Origin of the sequence: Pedobacter superstes (assembly GCF_037622515.1) — a bacterium.
In the GTDB taxonomy this organism is placed as follows: Bacteria; Bacteroidota; Bacteroidia; order Sphingobacteriales; family Sphingobacteriaceae; genus Paradesertivirga; species Paradesertivirga superstes.
The window spans coordinates 1-14,664 of record NZ_JBBJCN010000002.1; the positions used below are offsets into that span (position 1 = coordinate 1).

General features: G+C 39.2%; 12 protein-coding genes. 9 read left to right on the forward strand and 3 right to left on the reverse strand.

All coding sequences use genetic code 11. The features are described from left to right. Positions 1 to 1,630 (reverse strand): MBG domain-containing protein (locus WG906_RS05425; RefSeq protein WP_339991522.1); only part of this gene is annotated, 1,630 nt, incomplete at its 3' end. Between the two features lie 340 nt (positions 1,631 to 1,970). On the opposite strand from WG906_RS05425, the gene WG906_RS05430 reads away from it, so the two are divergent. Continuing rightward, positions 1,971 to 2,846, forward strand: coding sequence for an AraC family transcriptional regulator (locus WG906_RS05430; protein ID WP_339991523.1), 876 nt, complete (start codon positions 1,971 to 1,973; stop codon positions 2,844 to 2,846). A gap of 1 nt (position 2,847) precedes the next feature. After that, on the forward strand, positions 2,848 to 3,306 hold the full coding sequence (locus tag WG906_RS05435) for a DUF983 domain-containing protein (RefSeq protein ID WP_339991524.1): 459 nt from the start codon (positions 2,848 to 2,850) through the stop codon (positions 3,304 to 3,306). A 58-nt stretch (positions 3,307 to 3,364) separates the two neighbouring features. Here WG906_RS05435 and WG906_RS05440 read toward each other — a convergent pair whose 3' ends face one another. After that, entirely contained in the window at positions 3,365 to 5,530 is a 2,166-nt protein-coding gene (locus WG906_RS05440; protein WP_339991525.1) for an amylo-alpha-1,6-glucosidase, read from the reverse strand. Between the two features lie 57 nt (positions 5,531 to 5,587). Beyond that, positions 5,588 to 6,694: a glycosyltransferase family 4 protein gene (locus WG906_RS05445; protein WP_339991526.1), complete on the reverse strand. Its 1,107-nt coding sequence runs from the start codon at positions 6,692 to 6,694 to the stop codon at positions 5,588 to 5,590. Between the two features lie 283 nt (positions 6,695 to 6,977). Here WG906_RS05445 and WG906_RS05450 point away from each other — a divergent pair, with 283 nt between their 5' ends. The 7 genes from WG906_RS05450 to WG906_RS05480 all read left to right on the forward strand — a co-directional run bounded on the left by WG906_RS05450 (position 6,978) and on the right by WG906_RS05480 (position 14,663). After that, positions 6,978 to 8,006, forward strand: coding sequence for a chemotaxis protein CheB (locus WG906_RS05450; protein ID WP_339991527.1), 1,029 nt, complete (start codon positions 6,978 to 6,980; stop codon positions 8,004 to 8,006). A 274-nt stretch (positions 8,007 to 8,280) separates the two neighbouring features. Further along, positions 8,281 to 9,393 carry a pectate lyase gene (pelA, locus tag WG906_RS05455; RefSeq protein ID WP_339991528.1) on the forward strand — a complete coding sequence of 371 codons (1,113 nt, stop codon included), beginning with the start codon at positions 8,281 to 8,283 and terminating at the stop codon, positions 9,391 to 9,393. A 255-nt stretch (positions 9,394 to 9,648) separates the two neighbouring features. After that, positions 9,649 to 10,413 carry a DeoR/GlpR family DNA-binding transcription regulator gene (locus tag WG906_RS05460; protein ID WP_339991529.1) on the forward strand — a complete coding sequence of 255 codons (765 nt, stop codon included), beginning with the start codon at positions 9,649 to 9,651 and terminating at the stop codon, positions 10,411 to 10,413. Between the two features lie 7 nt (positions 10,414 to 10,420). Beyond that, positions 10,421 to 11,839 (forward strand): L-fucose/L-arabinose isomerase family protein, encoded by a 1,419-nt coding sequence (locus tag WG906_RS05465; protein ID WP_339991530.1) that lies wholly within the window; start codon positions 10,421 to 10,423, stop codon positions 11,837 to 11,839. A 10-nt stretch (positions 11,840 to 11,849) separates the two neighbouring features. Then, positions 11,850 to 12,674 carry a transketolase gene (locus WG906_RS05470; RefSeq protein WP_339991531.1) on the forward strand — a complete coding sequence of 275 codons (825 nt, stop codon included), beginning with the start codon at positions 11,850 to 11,852 and terminating at the stop codon, positions 12,672 to 12,674. An 18-nt stretch (positions 12,675 to 12,692) separates the two neighbouring features. After that, positions 12,693 to 13,673: a transketolase family protein gene (locus WG906_RS05475; protein WP_339991532.1), complete on the forward strand. Its 981-nt coding sequence runs from the start codon at positions 12,693 to 12,695 to the stop codon at positions 13,671 to 13,673. 51 nt (positions 13,674 to 13,724) lie between these two features. Further along, the gene (locus tag WG906_RS05480; protein ID WP_339991533.1) at positions 13,725 to 14,663 is read left to right on the forward strand and encodes a D-ribose ABC transporter substrate-binding protein; all 939 of its coding nucleotides are present in this window, start codon (positions 13,725 to 13,727) and stop codon (positions 14,661 to 14,663) included. Position 14,664 lies beyond the last annotated feature (1 nt).

Here is a 14,664-nt window from a genome sequence, read left to right on the forward strand (position 1 = left end):
TGCTAGCCGAAGCCTTGCCAATCACAAGATTGCCTGTGGCATTATCGGCTGCGTAATTAGCATTAGTCAGAGAGGCTACAACAGCGTATGATCCAGCGATAGTTGGAGCCGTAGAAGAACCATCATAAGTAATGCTAATTCCGGTTAATCCAGCTGGCGTGGTAGTCGCAGTTACTGATCTAGCAGTACCGTCATAGGTTTGGCTTAATCCGGCTAATGAAATTGAAGCCGTAGCCTTGTTTACCTGTTGAAGTACAGCACTGGAAGTACTGGTAATAAAGTTGCCAGCCGGCGTATACACGGCTGTAATTGAATGGCCTGAAGTATTAACCTCCAGAGAAGATGTATTTAATGTTGCCACACCTGAAGCATTTAATGTGACCTCGGATCCTAAAGGTGTAGAACCACTATAAAATGTAACAGTCCCTGTCGGTATATTAGCACTTGACGGATTTGTAATAACTGTTGCAGTAAAAGTTACAGACTGTGCATAGGCAGATGGATTTTGTGAACTCGCGAGAGATGTTTGAGTGGACAAGGATTTGTCGATAGTGTAAATTTCTCCGGTGAAATTTCCATTTCCTGCACCTGTACCTCCCAATGGAATGTTATCCGCATCTTTGACGGATTCATTATCAATTATATTAAGCCCAATAGTACCATTCCCCGAACCTGTATTGACATTTACAGTATACGAGGAATTACTGCCCGTTACTCCGCTTATTGAAGCTCCTGTCACGCCAGTACTGGCCAAAGAGAAATCTGTTGCATCTACACCGGTTACATTTTCGCTAAAGGCAACATTAAATGACACACTTGTTGCATTGCTTGGACTCGCAGTAGCACGCGAAATTGAAGCTATTGCTGGAACATCAATTTTATACGTCACAAGAGCAGCTGCCCAGTTAACAGCGGGCACAGTTGCAGGCGCAGAGAACCCCCCTGTTGCTGAAACGACCCTATAACCTGGAAAAACTCCGATATTAGCGGTGCCACTTCCTGAATTAGTTTGATTTGATGTGAGTGGTGAGAACCCTGGACCAAAGGTGACCGAACTGGATTTGTCTTCTAAACCAAATACACCAAACAACAGTTCATCGGGTTGAGACGTTGTCGGAGCAATACCGGAATTCCCTATCGTACTATTACCAGTAGCGGTGCTTGACTTATCTGTGAGGCTTCCGGCAACTAATCCCGATACTGAAAAAGCACTAACTGCTTTCGTAACAACAGCAGTCGCAAAAGAAACTGTAATAGAATTAGCTGAAACTAAGGCAGTGCTCACTGGTGCAGAAAAGATAAGAGTCCTGACACCGCTTGCCACACTTCCATTTGTTACATCTGCATCCTTTGTGTATGTATTTCCCCGTGTATCAGTAATACTAACAGCAGTACTGGATGGATCCATTGCTACAGTAACGAGAATGGTTTTTCCCAAACTAACTCCTGCAGCCGGGACAGAAATTGATATACTTGTTCCCGAAGTAAGACTGGAGTTGATCCCTATGATCGCAGGTGGCTGAATTTGCGCAAAAACACCCCTTGAGAGGATCATGCTGCAGAACACGAAAAACAGGATGCCGTAGCGCCTGGAGTTATCGCCTGATAAGGAAGGTATGTGTGAAACCATAACTTTTAATTTATAATCAAATCTACCTGACCCAGCCTAGAAAAAATTTTCAATATTGACACAGTTTGTGTATAAAACGCTACACAAAACTGTGTATTTAACCCTGATTTGTGGTAAAAAGCAACTTCTGGTTTTAAATGTGTCGTGATTTAAACTTGATTTGAAAGAGAGACCTGGAATGGTTCGGAGGCGAAGACCTTGTGATTTGTCGCAACCCTTATTAAAGCAAAGCAACAAGGATTAAACTATTAATAAAAAATGAGCAAATCCCTGAAAAGTACCATAACTTAAGTAACTGATACCATTTAAGAAGAAGTATTCTGTTTAAATTTGTATCAGCATGAGAAATGATATTCCAGTATATGACATAAATAATATTTCAGCTATAAAGGACGATATATTAGTTAGTCGTTTTGGAACATATTCCATGAACCATAAGCATCTTCATTATGCTCACCGTCATAATTTTTATCATATCGTATTATTTACACAGGGTTCGGGAACTCATTCCATAGACTTTCAAAATTTTGCGGTTAAACCTTATCAAATATATTTCATGGTACCAGGGCAGGTACATAGCTGGAATTTTGATAGTGCAGTTGATGGCTATCTGGTAAACTTTTCTGCTTCCTTTTTTCAATCGTTTTTACTGGTGTCCGATTATCTCGACAGGTTTACTTTTTTCTGCGGAATAGCTCAGGATTCGGTTCTTGATATACCAGAAAATAACCGGGAAGGTATTGTTGATGTATTTGAGGAAATATTAAAAGAAGGGTCGGGGAACAGGAAATCCGGGGATGATTACGTAAGGGTCTTATTGCTTAAAGTTTTTCTTATGATTTCTGGTTTTGCTATCGAAAAGCCGGAGCATTCTGTATCATCTTATAATTATACTGTTTTGAAAAACTTCAGGCAATTAATTGAAAAACATTTTACAAAGCTGAAGCTGCCCAGAGAATACGCAGAACTGTTGTATATAACGCCAAATCATCTGAATGCTTTATGCAATGATTTACTGGGAATTCCGGCAGGGGAGGTAATACGCAACAGAATACTGTTGGAGGCAAAAAGACTCTTGGTAAATCTGGATCTGCCCATTTCAAAAATCGCGTATGAACTTAATTTTAATGATAACTCATATTTCACCAAGTTCTTTAAAAAACAAACGGGAATTACACCAGAAGAGTTTAGGAAGAATGCTTTAAAAAGAGAATAGAATGAAAACCTTAGAAATTAATAAACAAGCCCTTCAAATGGATGAATCCAGCTTGCAACTTAATGAGTTTGCGGCTGCAATCCATGCAAAGTGCCCAAGATGCCGGAGGGGAAATATGTTTGCAGGATCAATGTACGGACTAAAGCTTCAAAAAATGAATGTGATGTGTCCGCATTGCGAACTGAGATTCGAAAGAGAGCCGGGTTATTTTTATGTTTCAATGTTTCTGAGTTATGGTATGAATGTAGCTCAGATGATTACTCTGGCGGTATTGACATATCTTATAACAAACAACCTGGAAGAGCCACTTCTGTATATAGCCGTGATTTTTCCTGCAGTATTTTTGCTGTCACCTTTTAATTACAGGTTTTCAAGGGTAATTCTTTTATACTGGTTAACTCCCGGACTGCATTACGATGCAGAGAAAAGCAAAAACAAACCTGTTAAAATGGACTGTTAGCCATACTTCGGCCCGCCACACATTTCCATTATCTGCTCTTCTTAATCCGGTTTTAATACTATTTTTTAATCAGTATGTCCCAGTCATCTGGTTTTTTAAGAAGGTTGAAACTGACATCATTATGGAAACGATTGATTAATAAACTGCAGGCACCAGTTCCCAATGCAAGGTTAGAAATTGAAATTTGTTCAAGATATTCGGGAAGCACAGTCCGATTGAATGAAATCGATTTAGATGGCGCATCTATTTTAATCTGGAGGCAGGCCTGTAAAATCATAAATACTACGGCAACAGACCATGCCTGAGGGGAGCATGCAACAGGATACAGCGTTGGTCCCTGACTATTTCTTCTTTCGAAACCACAATATAATTCCGGCAGACGCTGCATGTCGATATATAGCGAGGCTTGGTAAATAGATTCTGTAAGTTTTATCACATGGTCTCTAAAGCCATATTGAGCAAAACCATAAGCGATAAGTGCATTGTCATGAGGCCATATAGAGCCATTGTGGTAAGACATTGGATTATATCTTTTTTCCGTAGAGGAAAGAGTTCGAATTCCCCATCCGCTGAACATACTACTGCTTAATAAAGTATCAGCAAGTTTCCTGGCTTTTTCTTCATCGGCAATTTCGGTAAAAAGGCAATGACCGGCATTTGATGAAACGACCCGGCAAGGATTTTTGTCTCCATTAAGAGCAAGTACATAACAATTCAGGTTTTTATCCCAGAATTTTTCATTGAAATTTTGTTTTAACAATTTGGCCTCTTCCGATAAACGCTTAGCAAATTCTTCTTCATTTAAAAGTAAAGCAAGTTTGGATGCTTGCTGTTTAGCTGCAAAAACATACCCCTGTACTTCGCATAGAGCAATAGGAGTACTCGCTAATTCGCCCCATTCATCCATTACAGAATCATAAGAGTCTTTCCATCCCTGGTTTGTAAGTCCGTTTTTTGCCTTGTGCTCATATTCTACAAAACCATCTCCGTCCAGATCTCCATAGATGTTTATCCATTCTATTGCAGCTTTTATATTGGGCCAGAGTTGTTTTATAAATTCAAGATCTGCGGTCCGGTCGTAATACATGCCGGCCAGCATAACGAATAAAGGAGTAGCATCGATAGTACCATAATATTCTTTAAAAGGAACTTCTCCAGTATTCGCCATTTCCCCGGTCCGGGCCTCATGAAGGATTTTACCCGGTTCGGCATCCTTTTCAGGAATAAGTTGTGTAGCTTGTTTTGAGGCCAGGAATAACAATACATCCCTGCTAATCTCTGGTATCAGCCAGAGCGTTTCTATACCGGTGATGATCCCATCGCGGCCAAAAGGAGTATTATACCATGGAACTCCGGCATAAGGATATTTACCTGTTTCTGTTTGTGCCAATAATGAAAGCAGGTCTGCTTTCGAACGGTTTATCCAATGATTAAACTTTTCGTTGGATGTGGTAATATTGGCAAATAATATGCTGGTTTTATTCCTTTCCTGTTCAATGAGATATTTAGCATCGTTATAGTTAATTACTTCAGATAGTTTATCACCTGTTACGAAACTTAGCGAATAAGTTATTCTTGAAGTTTTTTGTAATTCAAGATTTAAGGTGAAGAAAATTTTATTGTTCTTTATGAGATACTCTACATCGGTTGTGATATGAAAAATACTTGTTCTTTTTATTCCATCACTCCCGGTGTACTCCATCATGCACTGTTCTCCCGAATCGCAATATTTCACCTGATTTTTCACGACATATCTCTCAATGCCTCTTATCTCAAAAATATCTTTGAAATCTCCATCAAATACCAGCTCCATGGTTAATGAGCATTCTTTATTACCAAAATTGCTGCAATCTATTTCTTCATAAAAAGCTCCGTCCCGAACAAACTGCTTTCTTGAGATATGAACCGTATTATCAGGCAGGCTCAATGAAGTAATTGCCGGATTAGTAAGGTCCACAGAAAGTATATCGTTATCCTCTTTTATGGTACTGCTTAAGAGTAAAGGCTTTTTATTGTTAATAGTAAGAATTAGTTTGTTGATATACCGGGTTCCTTCATGATAAATACCCTGTACCATTTTTCCATGAGGATAAATATTACCCCACCTGTCGAATATTGCAAAAGTGTTAGAATGGTTAAGAATATTTATCCGGTCATCTGCGTTTACAGCATCTGCTGAAATATGAAATTTATCTTCTTCTAACAAAGATTCATCTGATTGCATAACTATACTTTTAAGGTGTGTTTACTCTTTTTGCCTGGTTTAGGAATTGATGCGGTTTTATATTATTTTTCTTGATAAAGTTCCTTCAACCTCCGTATCGAAGGATCTAAAGTTAAGATGTCTTGGTCTGGCTGAATTCTGATCGTTTATGATTGAAGTATAAATTTGTAGATAATCCTCAGCCATTCTTGAAGCTGTAAATCGTTTTTCAAAAATTTCTCTGACTTTATTGCGTTTAAGTTGGTCTATTTTTCTAACAGCCTGCACTGCTTCATTAACATTGTGTACGATAAATCCGCTTTCATTGTCATCAATTACTTCCGGCACGGAGCCGCAACTAAAAGCAATTACAGGCGTGCCACATGCCATAGATTCAATCATCACCATACCAAAAGGTTCTTCCCAGTTAATCGGAAAAAGCATTGCCCTGGCTTTACCCAGGAAATCCTTTTTCTCATCTTCATTTATTTCGCCATAAAACTCAATTAATGGGTGTTTTAATAGATGTTTGATATGCAGTTCATAATATTCCTTGTCAGCATTGTCAATTTTTGCCGCTATTTTTAAAGGGATGTCAGATTTAATCGCGATCTCAATGGCTTTATCCACTCCTTTTTCCGGAGAAATGCGTCCTACAAAAGCCAGGTATCCGCCGTTACCCTCACCCTGTGGAAGTAAATTCCTGGGTAAGCCATGATAGACGGTTCCCATCCAATTTGCCTGGGGAAGCGGTTTTTTTTGATTATTGGAAATAGATATGACCTTCTGACTTCTAAACTTGTTATATAGTGGCTGTAAATCAGGAATATCTAATCGTCCATGCAAAGTTGTTACGCGGGGAACGTGGAGTTTTTCAGAAAAAGGAAAATGAAGGTAATCAATATGAAAGTGAAGTATATCAAAATCATCCGCCCGGTCGAATACTTCCTGTATCTCAAGCATATGGTGAGCTAAAGAGTCTGTACAGTCTTGCTTCAAACGTAAACCAGTTTCCACCGTTGAAATTAATTTGGCGCTGGTAACAGAATCACCAGAAGCAAACAGGGTTACATCATGTCCTTGAATAACAAGTTCCTCAGTTAAATAATGCACCACTCTTTCTGTTCCGCCGTACATTTTTGGAGGAACAGATTCATACAAAGGTGCTATTTGGGCAATCCTCATAAAATAATCTCCTTATCTTCAGAGTTAAGCATGCAAAGCACTTTTTTTGTCAGGGATTGTTTACTGTGATTATTCTCCCTTTCCTAACTCTGATGGGTAAAAACAAGCAAATTCTATCAGTATATAATTATTCACTAATATAAAAGGCATTTAGCCTTCGTTGTTTTAAGAATTTTAAATTTCATGATGGGGCGTACTGAAATTTTCATATAAATTCTTTATGAAAAAAATGGAAAGGCAAAACCTATAATAATATGTATATTCAGGGATTCAGTCTACAAACATGAACACATTAAAAAAAGAAAAACAGGATCAGGAATCCCGGATTATAGTCATAGGTACTTCAGCAGGTGGACTTAGTGCTTTAAAAGAATTATTAAATCAATTTGAGTCTGATTTTCCAGCCCCCATATTAGTCGTTCAGCATATTTCTGCTGATGCTACCGGGAATGTTCTTTTAGATTCTATAAATGATCTTGGAAAATTAAAATGTAAACATGCAAAAAATGGGATAAAGATATTGCCGGGCTACGTATATATCGCTCCTTCTGATCATCATTTAATGGTTACTGAAGGCTCAAAACTTTTGGTAACAAAGGGGGCACAGGAAAACAGGTGGCGCCCCGCAATTGATCCTCTGTTCAGGTCTGCGGCAGTAGCCTATAGAAATAAGGCTATCGGAATTATTTTGTCCGGATACCTTGATGATGGAACTGCAGGCCTTAAGGCTATCGAAAGGTGTGGAGGAATTTGTATCGTTCAGGACCCTAAAGATGCGGAATACCCTGATATGCCCACAAATGCTTTGAACCAGGTGAACGTCAATTATTGTATTCCTATATCTGAAATGGGAACCTTGCTTTATCAGCTTACCGGCAAGAAGATAAGTAAACCTAACACTGCGATCCCAAAGGATATTATAATTGAGTCTGACATAGCAAAACGGGTTTTAAGTGATCTACCTGCTGTTAATGCTGTTGGTGATCAGGTGCCTTTTAATTGCCCGGGATGCGGCGGGGTTTTATGGGAAGTAGCGTTGGGTTCTTTTACACGGTATCGTTGCCATACCGGTCATGCCTATACTGCAACATCCCTTTTAGCAGAACAAACCAGGAAGATTGAAGAAACTATGTGGGTTGCCCTTAGAATGTTCGAAGAAAGAAAAAATTTGCTTACAACTCTTTCAAAGCAACAAACAGGTGCCACTTTAAAATCATCTCTGGAGAGGGCAGAGTTATCTCAGATTCACATAAATCGAATCAAAGCGATCTTGCACAGAGATGAGAACGACAAAAATAATATACCTGGCTGATTCGGGCGTTCACCGATGATTCGTGCTTCGAATATTTACTTTATATTTGAAATGAAATAAATCGAAAGTGAATCTGTTGCAGAAATTAATTTAAGTTTAAACTGCATGATCAAATTTCAATACACTGAATGCTTTTAGAAACGTGAATAATAAATACACTTCTGACTTTTTAAAATGAATTGTAGCATAAATGTTATTAAGGTTACTAATTGATTTTGTGAATTTAGCGGCGAATTATCCTCTAATCAATTCCGATAAAAAAAATATGAAAACAATGAATTTTTCCACTGCTTTAATTTTTGCAGGGAGTATCTTTTTAAGCTCACTTGTTTCGGCACAAGAGACTCAAAAATCAAATTATCTTGATTTGAGCTGGAAACAAGTCGCGGCGAAAATGCCCGATTCATGGTATGGATCTAACGAAGCGAAATTAGTTGCCGAAAACGTATTGATCTATCAGAAAGACATTGGTGGCTGGACCAAAAACCTGCCACTCCATCACCCGCTAACTTCAGCTCAAAAGGCACAGATTATAAAAGACAAATCGGAGATCGGTGCAACATTTGATAACGGCGCTACCCTTACTGAAATGATCTTTCTCAGTAAAGTGTATACAGTTAATCAAGACCCGCGTTACTATAAAGCTTTTGAAAAAGGATTCAATTATATTCTTGAGGCGCAATATGATAACGGGGGATGGCCTCAATTCTATCCTTTTCGAAAAGGGAATTCCGTCGCATATGCAACACATATTACTTACAATGACGATGCTATAGTAAATGTGCTCAGATTCCTTAAAGATATCACAGAAGAAAAATCTTCTTTTGCAGCCATGCCTGTGAGTAAGGAATTGAAGCAGAAAGCCAAAGCTTCTTTTGATAAAGGAATCGACTGTATTCTAAAAACACAGATAAAGATAGACGGCAAACCAACTGTATGGTGTGCCCAGCATGATGAATTCACTTTTGCCCCCGCTAATGCACGGGCTTACGAACTAGCGTCATTCAGCGGTTCGGAATCTGTTGGTATTACAATGCTATTGATGGATATTAATAGTCCCTCTAAAGAGATTGTGAACGCTGTAAAAGGTTCAGTTAAATGGTTTGAAACTAATAAAATAGAAGGTATAAAGCTGGATTCTGAAACCGATCAGAACGGAAAGAAAAACCGGATAGTTGTTGAAGATAAAAGTGCCCCCGCTATTTGGGCGCGATTTTACGATTTAGAAACAGGTAAACCGTATTTCAGTGATCGTGATGGGGTTAAGAAAAACACCCTTGCCGAAATAGGCCATGAGCGCCGAAATGGATATAGCTGGTATACTAATTCCCCTGAAAAATTAATAAAAACCTTCCCCCAATGGGCAAAAAAATGGGGAGTTAATTAATTTCCGAAACTTCCTGCTTACATACCTCCATAAAGAATCAGTGTCTCATAGATACTGATTCTTGTCTTTCCGTCTAATCAGGGCTGGGAGACCAAATTAATGCTTCTTTCTAAACCCCTTCCGCCTTTAAGGTAAACCAATATCGCACCTCCGAATTAATTGTTTCCATTTTTGTTTATTTTCTTTTATTTGTTTTATATTTGAAAAAGAAAGTAATCGAAGGCTTGTAAAAATAACCTGATTTCTCACAATTATATGCTTCCTAACCAGCGAAAAGATAAAATTATTGGATTATTAAAAGAGGATGGTTCTGCGAAGGTCATAGATCTTGCGAAATTATTTAAAGTAACAGAAGTTACTATCCGCCAGGATCTGGAAAAACTCGAGAAAGATGGTTTACTCATTCGCGAGCATGGCGGAGCGTATTTGAAAAATATTGAAGATCAGGTGAGAAGTTTGTCTTTGTCAAATCAGGAGAATCTTGATAAGAAGGAGCAAATTGCTAATAAATGCCTGGAGTATATTGAGACGGGAGATACTATAATCCTGGACTCCGGATCGACCACTACTGAAATAGCAAAGAAGCTTAAAGGATTTAAAAATCTCACGGTGATTACCAATGCATTGAATATTGCTATGATGTTAGGAACAGAACCGGGAATTGAAGTTGTTGTAACCGGTGGTGAATTTAAACCGCCTACCTTATCACTTACAGGTCAGAAGGCAGCTGATTTTTTCCATGGCATTTTCGCCCAAAAACTCTTTCTGGCTACGGCCGGACTGTCTTTAAAAGCTGGATTAACCTATCCCAGCATTAGTGATATTGTAGTTAAAAAAGCGATGATTAATGCAGCAGAAACAATTTTTCTTGTAGCTGATTCAACAAAAATAGGGAAGAGCTCCTTTGCGAGTCTGGGAGCTTTGTCACTTATAAACTATGTAATTACTGACAGTGCTATAAGCGAGCGGGATAAGCGGGTTTTTCAGGACAATGAAATTGAAATAATACTAGCAAAATAGAAATTAAATGAAAGAAAAAGGTTGTATAGGTATTGTTATAGGTAACAGAGATTTTTTTCCTGATAAATTGGTATCAGAGGCTCGTGCAGACATTATAGAGCAATTTGAAAAGCTTAATCTCGATTATAAAATACTCGACGAATTTGAAACTAAACTGGGCGGTGTTGAGAGCTATAGTGATGCTCAGAGATGCGCAGCTCTCTTCAGAAAGCATCAGGATGAAATTACGGGTATTCTTGTAATATTGCCAAATTTTGGAGATGAACGTGGCGTGGCCGAAACTCTGAAACTTGCAGGTTTAAATGTACCGGTTTTGATTCAGGCCTATCCCGATGAATTAACTAAACTGGATGTTGCCAGAAGGAGGGACTCCTGGTGCGGGAAAATTTCTGTATGTAATAACCTTTATCAGTATGGTATAAAATATACCCTAACTGAAAAGCATGTTATTAATCCTAAAGACCCTGATTTTGCACAAGAGATATTGGATTTCATAGCTGTTTGCCGTGTTGTACGAGGTCTGCGTAAGGTTAGAATCGGTGCAGTGGGAGCAAGGCCGGGGGGATTTAACACTGTTCGGTATAGCGAAAAGATTCTTCAGCGGAACGGAATTTCTGTTACCACGGTAGATCTTTCTGAGATTCTGGGTAATGCGAATAAGCTGACAAAGGATCATGCTGAAGTTAAAGCTCATCTGGATAAAATACTGGCTTATGCACCGGTTGGTAAAACCCCTGATGAAGCACTCATTCAGATTGCAAAACTGGACGTTGTACTTAACAAGTTTATGCAGGACAATTATTTAGATGCTACAGCAATTCAGTGCTGGACCTCGCTTCAGAAAAACTACGGCTGCAACGTGTGCACCAGCATGAGTATGATGAGTGAAAACATGCTTCCCAGCGCTTGTGAAGTAGACGTTACCGGTACCTTAACCATGTACGCTATGCAGCTTGCATCCGGATCCCCAAGTGCCTTGGTTGACTGGAATAATAACTATGCCGACGATGATAACAAATGCGTGTTATTTCATTGCGGAAACTGGGCAAAATCATTTTTGCCGGATATCCAAATCAGTAATGCACCTATTTTGGGTACAACAGTTGGTGTTGAAAATACCTATGGCGCTTTAGATGGCCGGACACCTGCGTCCCCTTTAACTTATGGCCGAATAAGTACTGATGATCCTAAAGGAATAATTAAAGCCTATTTAGGAGAAGGTATGCTTACCGATGATCCTCTAAATACTTTTGGAAATCGTGCGGTTGCCGAAATTCCAAATTTACAGGGCTTAATGCAATATGTCTGCCGTAATGGATTTGAGCATCATGTTGTTATGAATGCGTCTAAAACAGCAGGTATACTACAGGAAGCCCTTGGAAACTATATGGGCTGGGAAGTCTATAATCATTTCCCGGAAAATTAAAATGAGCGTGATGACTGAAACAGAATTAACAGTTAAATCAAATGTATATCGCCAGCGGATATTAAAATATATTGTTGGAGCAAATGCCGGTCATACAGGAGGAAGTTTATCCTGTGTTGATATTCTTAATGTTTTATACAATTATACGTTAAAGGTAAGTCCTGAGAATTTTACTTCTCCTGATCGTGACCGGTATATTCAAAGTAAGGGGCATTGTGTGGAAGCGTTGTATGTAGTTCTTGCAGACAAAGGTTTCTTTCCCGAAGAGGACTTAAATACTCTTTGCAAATACAAATCGCATTATATCGGTCATCCCACCAGGAAAGTAAAAGGTGTGGAGCAAAACACCGGTGCATTAGGGCATGGTTTGTCTCTTAGTGTGGGTAATGCAATTGCAGCAAAATTGGACGAAAAGGATTTCCGGGTTTTTACACTACTAGGCGACGGAGAATTACCTGAAGGGTCTAATTGGGAGGCTGCTTTAACAGCGGCTCATTACAAGCTGGATAACTTATGTGCCATAATCGATAAAAATGACCTTCAAATTTCCGGAAGAACTGCAGATGTGTGCAATACCGATCCGGTGGACAAAAAGTTCGAAAGTTTCGGTTGGGCAGTTAAGCATGTAGACGGACACGATTTAAAAGCATTGAAGGAAGCATTTGACAGCCTGCCATTTTCTGAAGGACAACCAAGCCTCATCATTGCTCATACAGTTAAAGGTAAGGGTGTGAGTTTTATGGAAAATCAGATTAGCTGGCATCATGGCGTTCCAAACCCGCAACAGTACAATGATGCAATTAAAGAATTAACTGAAGCAATAGAATTAGTTTAAGAAAGAGAAGAGATATATATGGGAAGTCAGCTTATTGATAATCAAACAAGCAACGCAAAACCTAACCTTGAAGTGTTCTCCCTGGCTTTGGAAAATTTAGCCGGCGATGACAGAGATATAATTGTAGTAACAAGCGATTCACGCGGGTCAGGAAAACTGGTGGCGTTTGGGAAAAAGTTCCCGAAACAGATAGTTGAAATTGGTATTGCCGAGCAAAATCTGGTTGGAGTTGCTGCCGGACTCGCATCTGCCGGAAAGAAAGTTTTTGCGGTGTCGCCGGCCTGCTTCCTTACCGCAAGAGCCTTGGAACAAATAAAAAATGATGTCGCGTATACTGATAATCCTGTAAAGTTAATTGGTATCAGCGCCGGTGTAAGCTACGGGGCTTTAGGGTCTACCCACCATAGTCTTCATGATTTTGCGGTATTAAGGGCAATTAACAATATCATTATTGCCGCACCTGCAGACAGTTACGAAACGGAACAAGCCATTATCCAGGCGAGTAAATTAAATACTCCGGTGTATCTTCGTTTTGGAAAAAAACCAATGCTTCCTTTAAGGGAAGACAATTCAGATTCATTCAGTTTTGGAAAAGGACGTGTGATTAAACAGGGAAAAGATCTAACGTTTATAGCAACCGGGGAAACAGTTTATCCGGCACTCCAGGCCGCAGAAAAACTGAAATCACAGTACGGGATTGAAGCAACTGTTGTAAGTATGCATACCATCAAGCCTTTAGACCATACTCTGATTAAATCTCTTGCCGAAAGCACCAATGCCATAATCACGGTTGAAGAACATAGTGTAAATGGTGGCCTGGGTGAAGCATGTGCATCCTTCCTTCTTGAAAACAGATATAATAAACCATTTAAAATTGTTGGTATTCCCGATGAATACACCGTAACCGGATCTCAGACCGAAATTTTTAACCATTACGGGATTTCTGAAGAGGGCCTTACCAACACAGCATTAAATGTTTTAGATAAAATTAACGCATAAAATGAATTACATTAAATAAAAATATACTAACCTTTTGTAAAACCCAATTTCATGAAACGATTAACTCTGGCTGTACTTCTCCTTGCAATACTGGCAAGTTGCAGCAATTCCGATAAATCAGCGCAGCCTAAAAAAATTGCCATAGTAGTTTCTACTTTGAACAACCCTTGGTTTGTTTTCCTTGCCGAAACCGCAGCTAAAAAAGCTAAAGAACTGGGCTATGAATCGAAAATTTTTGATTCCCAAAATAATACAGCTTTAGAAAGCGATCATTTTGAAAATGCAATAGCCTCAGGCTATAATGCAATTTTATTTAATCCAACAGATGCCGCGGGTTCGGTAACCAATGTTGTGAAGGCCAAAGATGCCGGAATTCCGGTTTTTTGCATGGACCGGGAGATCAACTCTAAAGATGCTGCTACCTCACAGATCCTTTCCGACAGCTATTCAGCATGTATCAAGTTGGGGAAATTATTTGTGGAGCAATTAAATAAAAAAGGCACCTATGTTGAACTGCTTGGAATTGTTTCCGACAATAATACATGGAATCGTTCAAAAGGATTCCATAGTGTAGTCGACAATTATCCCGGCATTAAAATGGTTGCACAGCAAAGTGCTGATTTCGACCGGAACAAGGCGATGGAAGTAATGGAATCAATACTTCAGGCGCATCCTGATATAGATGGTATTTTTTGCGGGAACGACGCCATGGCCATGGGTGCTTACCAGGCTCTCGTAGCTGCAGGTAAAGCAGAAAAAGTAAAAGTCTTTGGCTTTGATGGAGCAGAAGATGCGATTAATTCTATCAAGGAAGGGAAATTAACGGCTACCGCGATGCAGTTCCCAAAAACTATAGCAGAAACTGCTGCCACTTTTGCGCATGAATACTTCAATGGCAAAAAAGACTTTCCTAAAAAATTGCCGATTACTGTAGAAGTGGTTACAGCGGATAATATCGAAAAGTATATTGCTTACGGAAAAAAAGAATAGG

What these genes read in the sequence shown, in the direction of transcription:
- WG906_RS05470 (WP_339991531.1), top strand. Translation starts at nt 11,850, where the DNA reads ATGACTGAAACAGAATTAACAGTTAAATCAAATGTATATCGCCAGCGG.
- WG906_RS05440 (WP_339991525.1), bottom strand. Translation starts at nt 5,530, where the DNA reads ATGCAATCAGATGAATCTTTGTTAGAAGAAGATAAATTTCATATTTCA.
- WG906_RS05475 (WP_339991532.1), top strand. Translation starts at nt 12,693, where the DNA reads ATGGGAAGTCAGCTTATTGATAATCAAACAAGCAACGCAAAACCTAAC.
- WG906_RS05465 (WP_339991530.1), top strand. Translation starts at nt 10,421, where the DNA reads ATGAAAGAAAAAGGTTGTATAGGTATTGTTATAGGTAACAGAGATTTT.
- WG906_RS05450 (WP_339991527.1), top strand. Translation starts at nt 6,978, where the DNA reads ATGAACACATTAAAAAAAGAAAAACAGGATCAGGAATCCCGGATTATA.
- WG906_RS05445 (WP_339991526.1), bottom strand. Translation starts at nt 6,694, where the DNA reads ATGAGGATTGCCCAAATAGCACCTTTGTATGAATCTGTTCCTCCAAAA.
- pelA (WP_339991528.1), top strand. Translation starts at nt 8,281, where the DNA reads ATGAATTTTTCCACTGCTTTAATTTTTGCAGGGAGTATCTTTTTAAGC.
- WG906_RS05430 (WP_339991523.1), top strand. Translation starts at nt 1,971, where the DNA reads ATGAGAAATGATATTCCAGTATATGACATAAATAATATTTCAGCTATA.
- WG906_RS05460 (WP_339991529.1), top strand. Translation starts at nt 9,649, where the DNA reads ATGCTTCCTAACCAGCGAAAAGATAAAATTATTGGATTATTAAAAGAG.
- WG906_RS05480 (WP_339991533.1), top strand. Translation starts at nt 13,725, where the DNA reads ATGAAACGATTAACTCTGGCTGTACTTCTCCTTGCAATACTGGCAAGT.
- WG906_RS05435 (WP_339991524.1), top strand. Translation starts at nt 2,848, where the DNA reads ATGAAAACCTTAGAAATTAATAAACAAGCCCTTCAAATGGATGAATCC.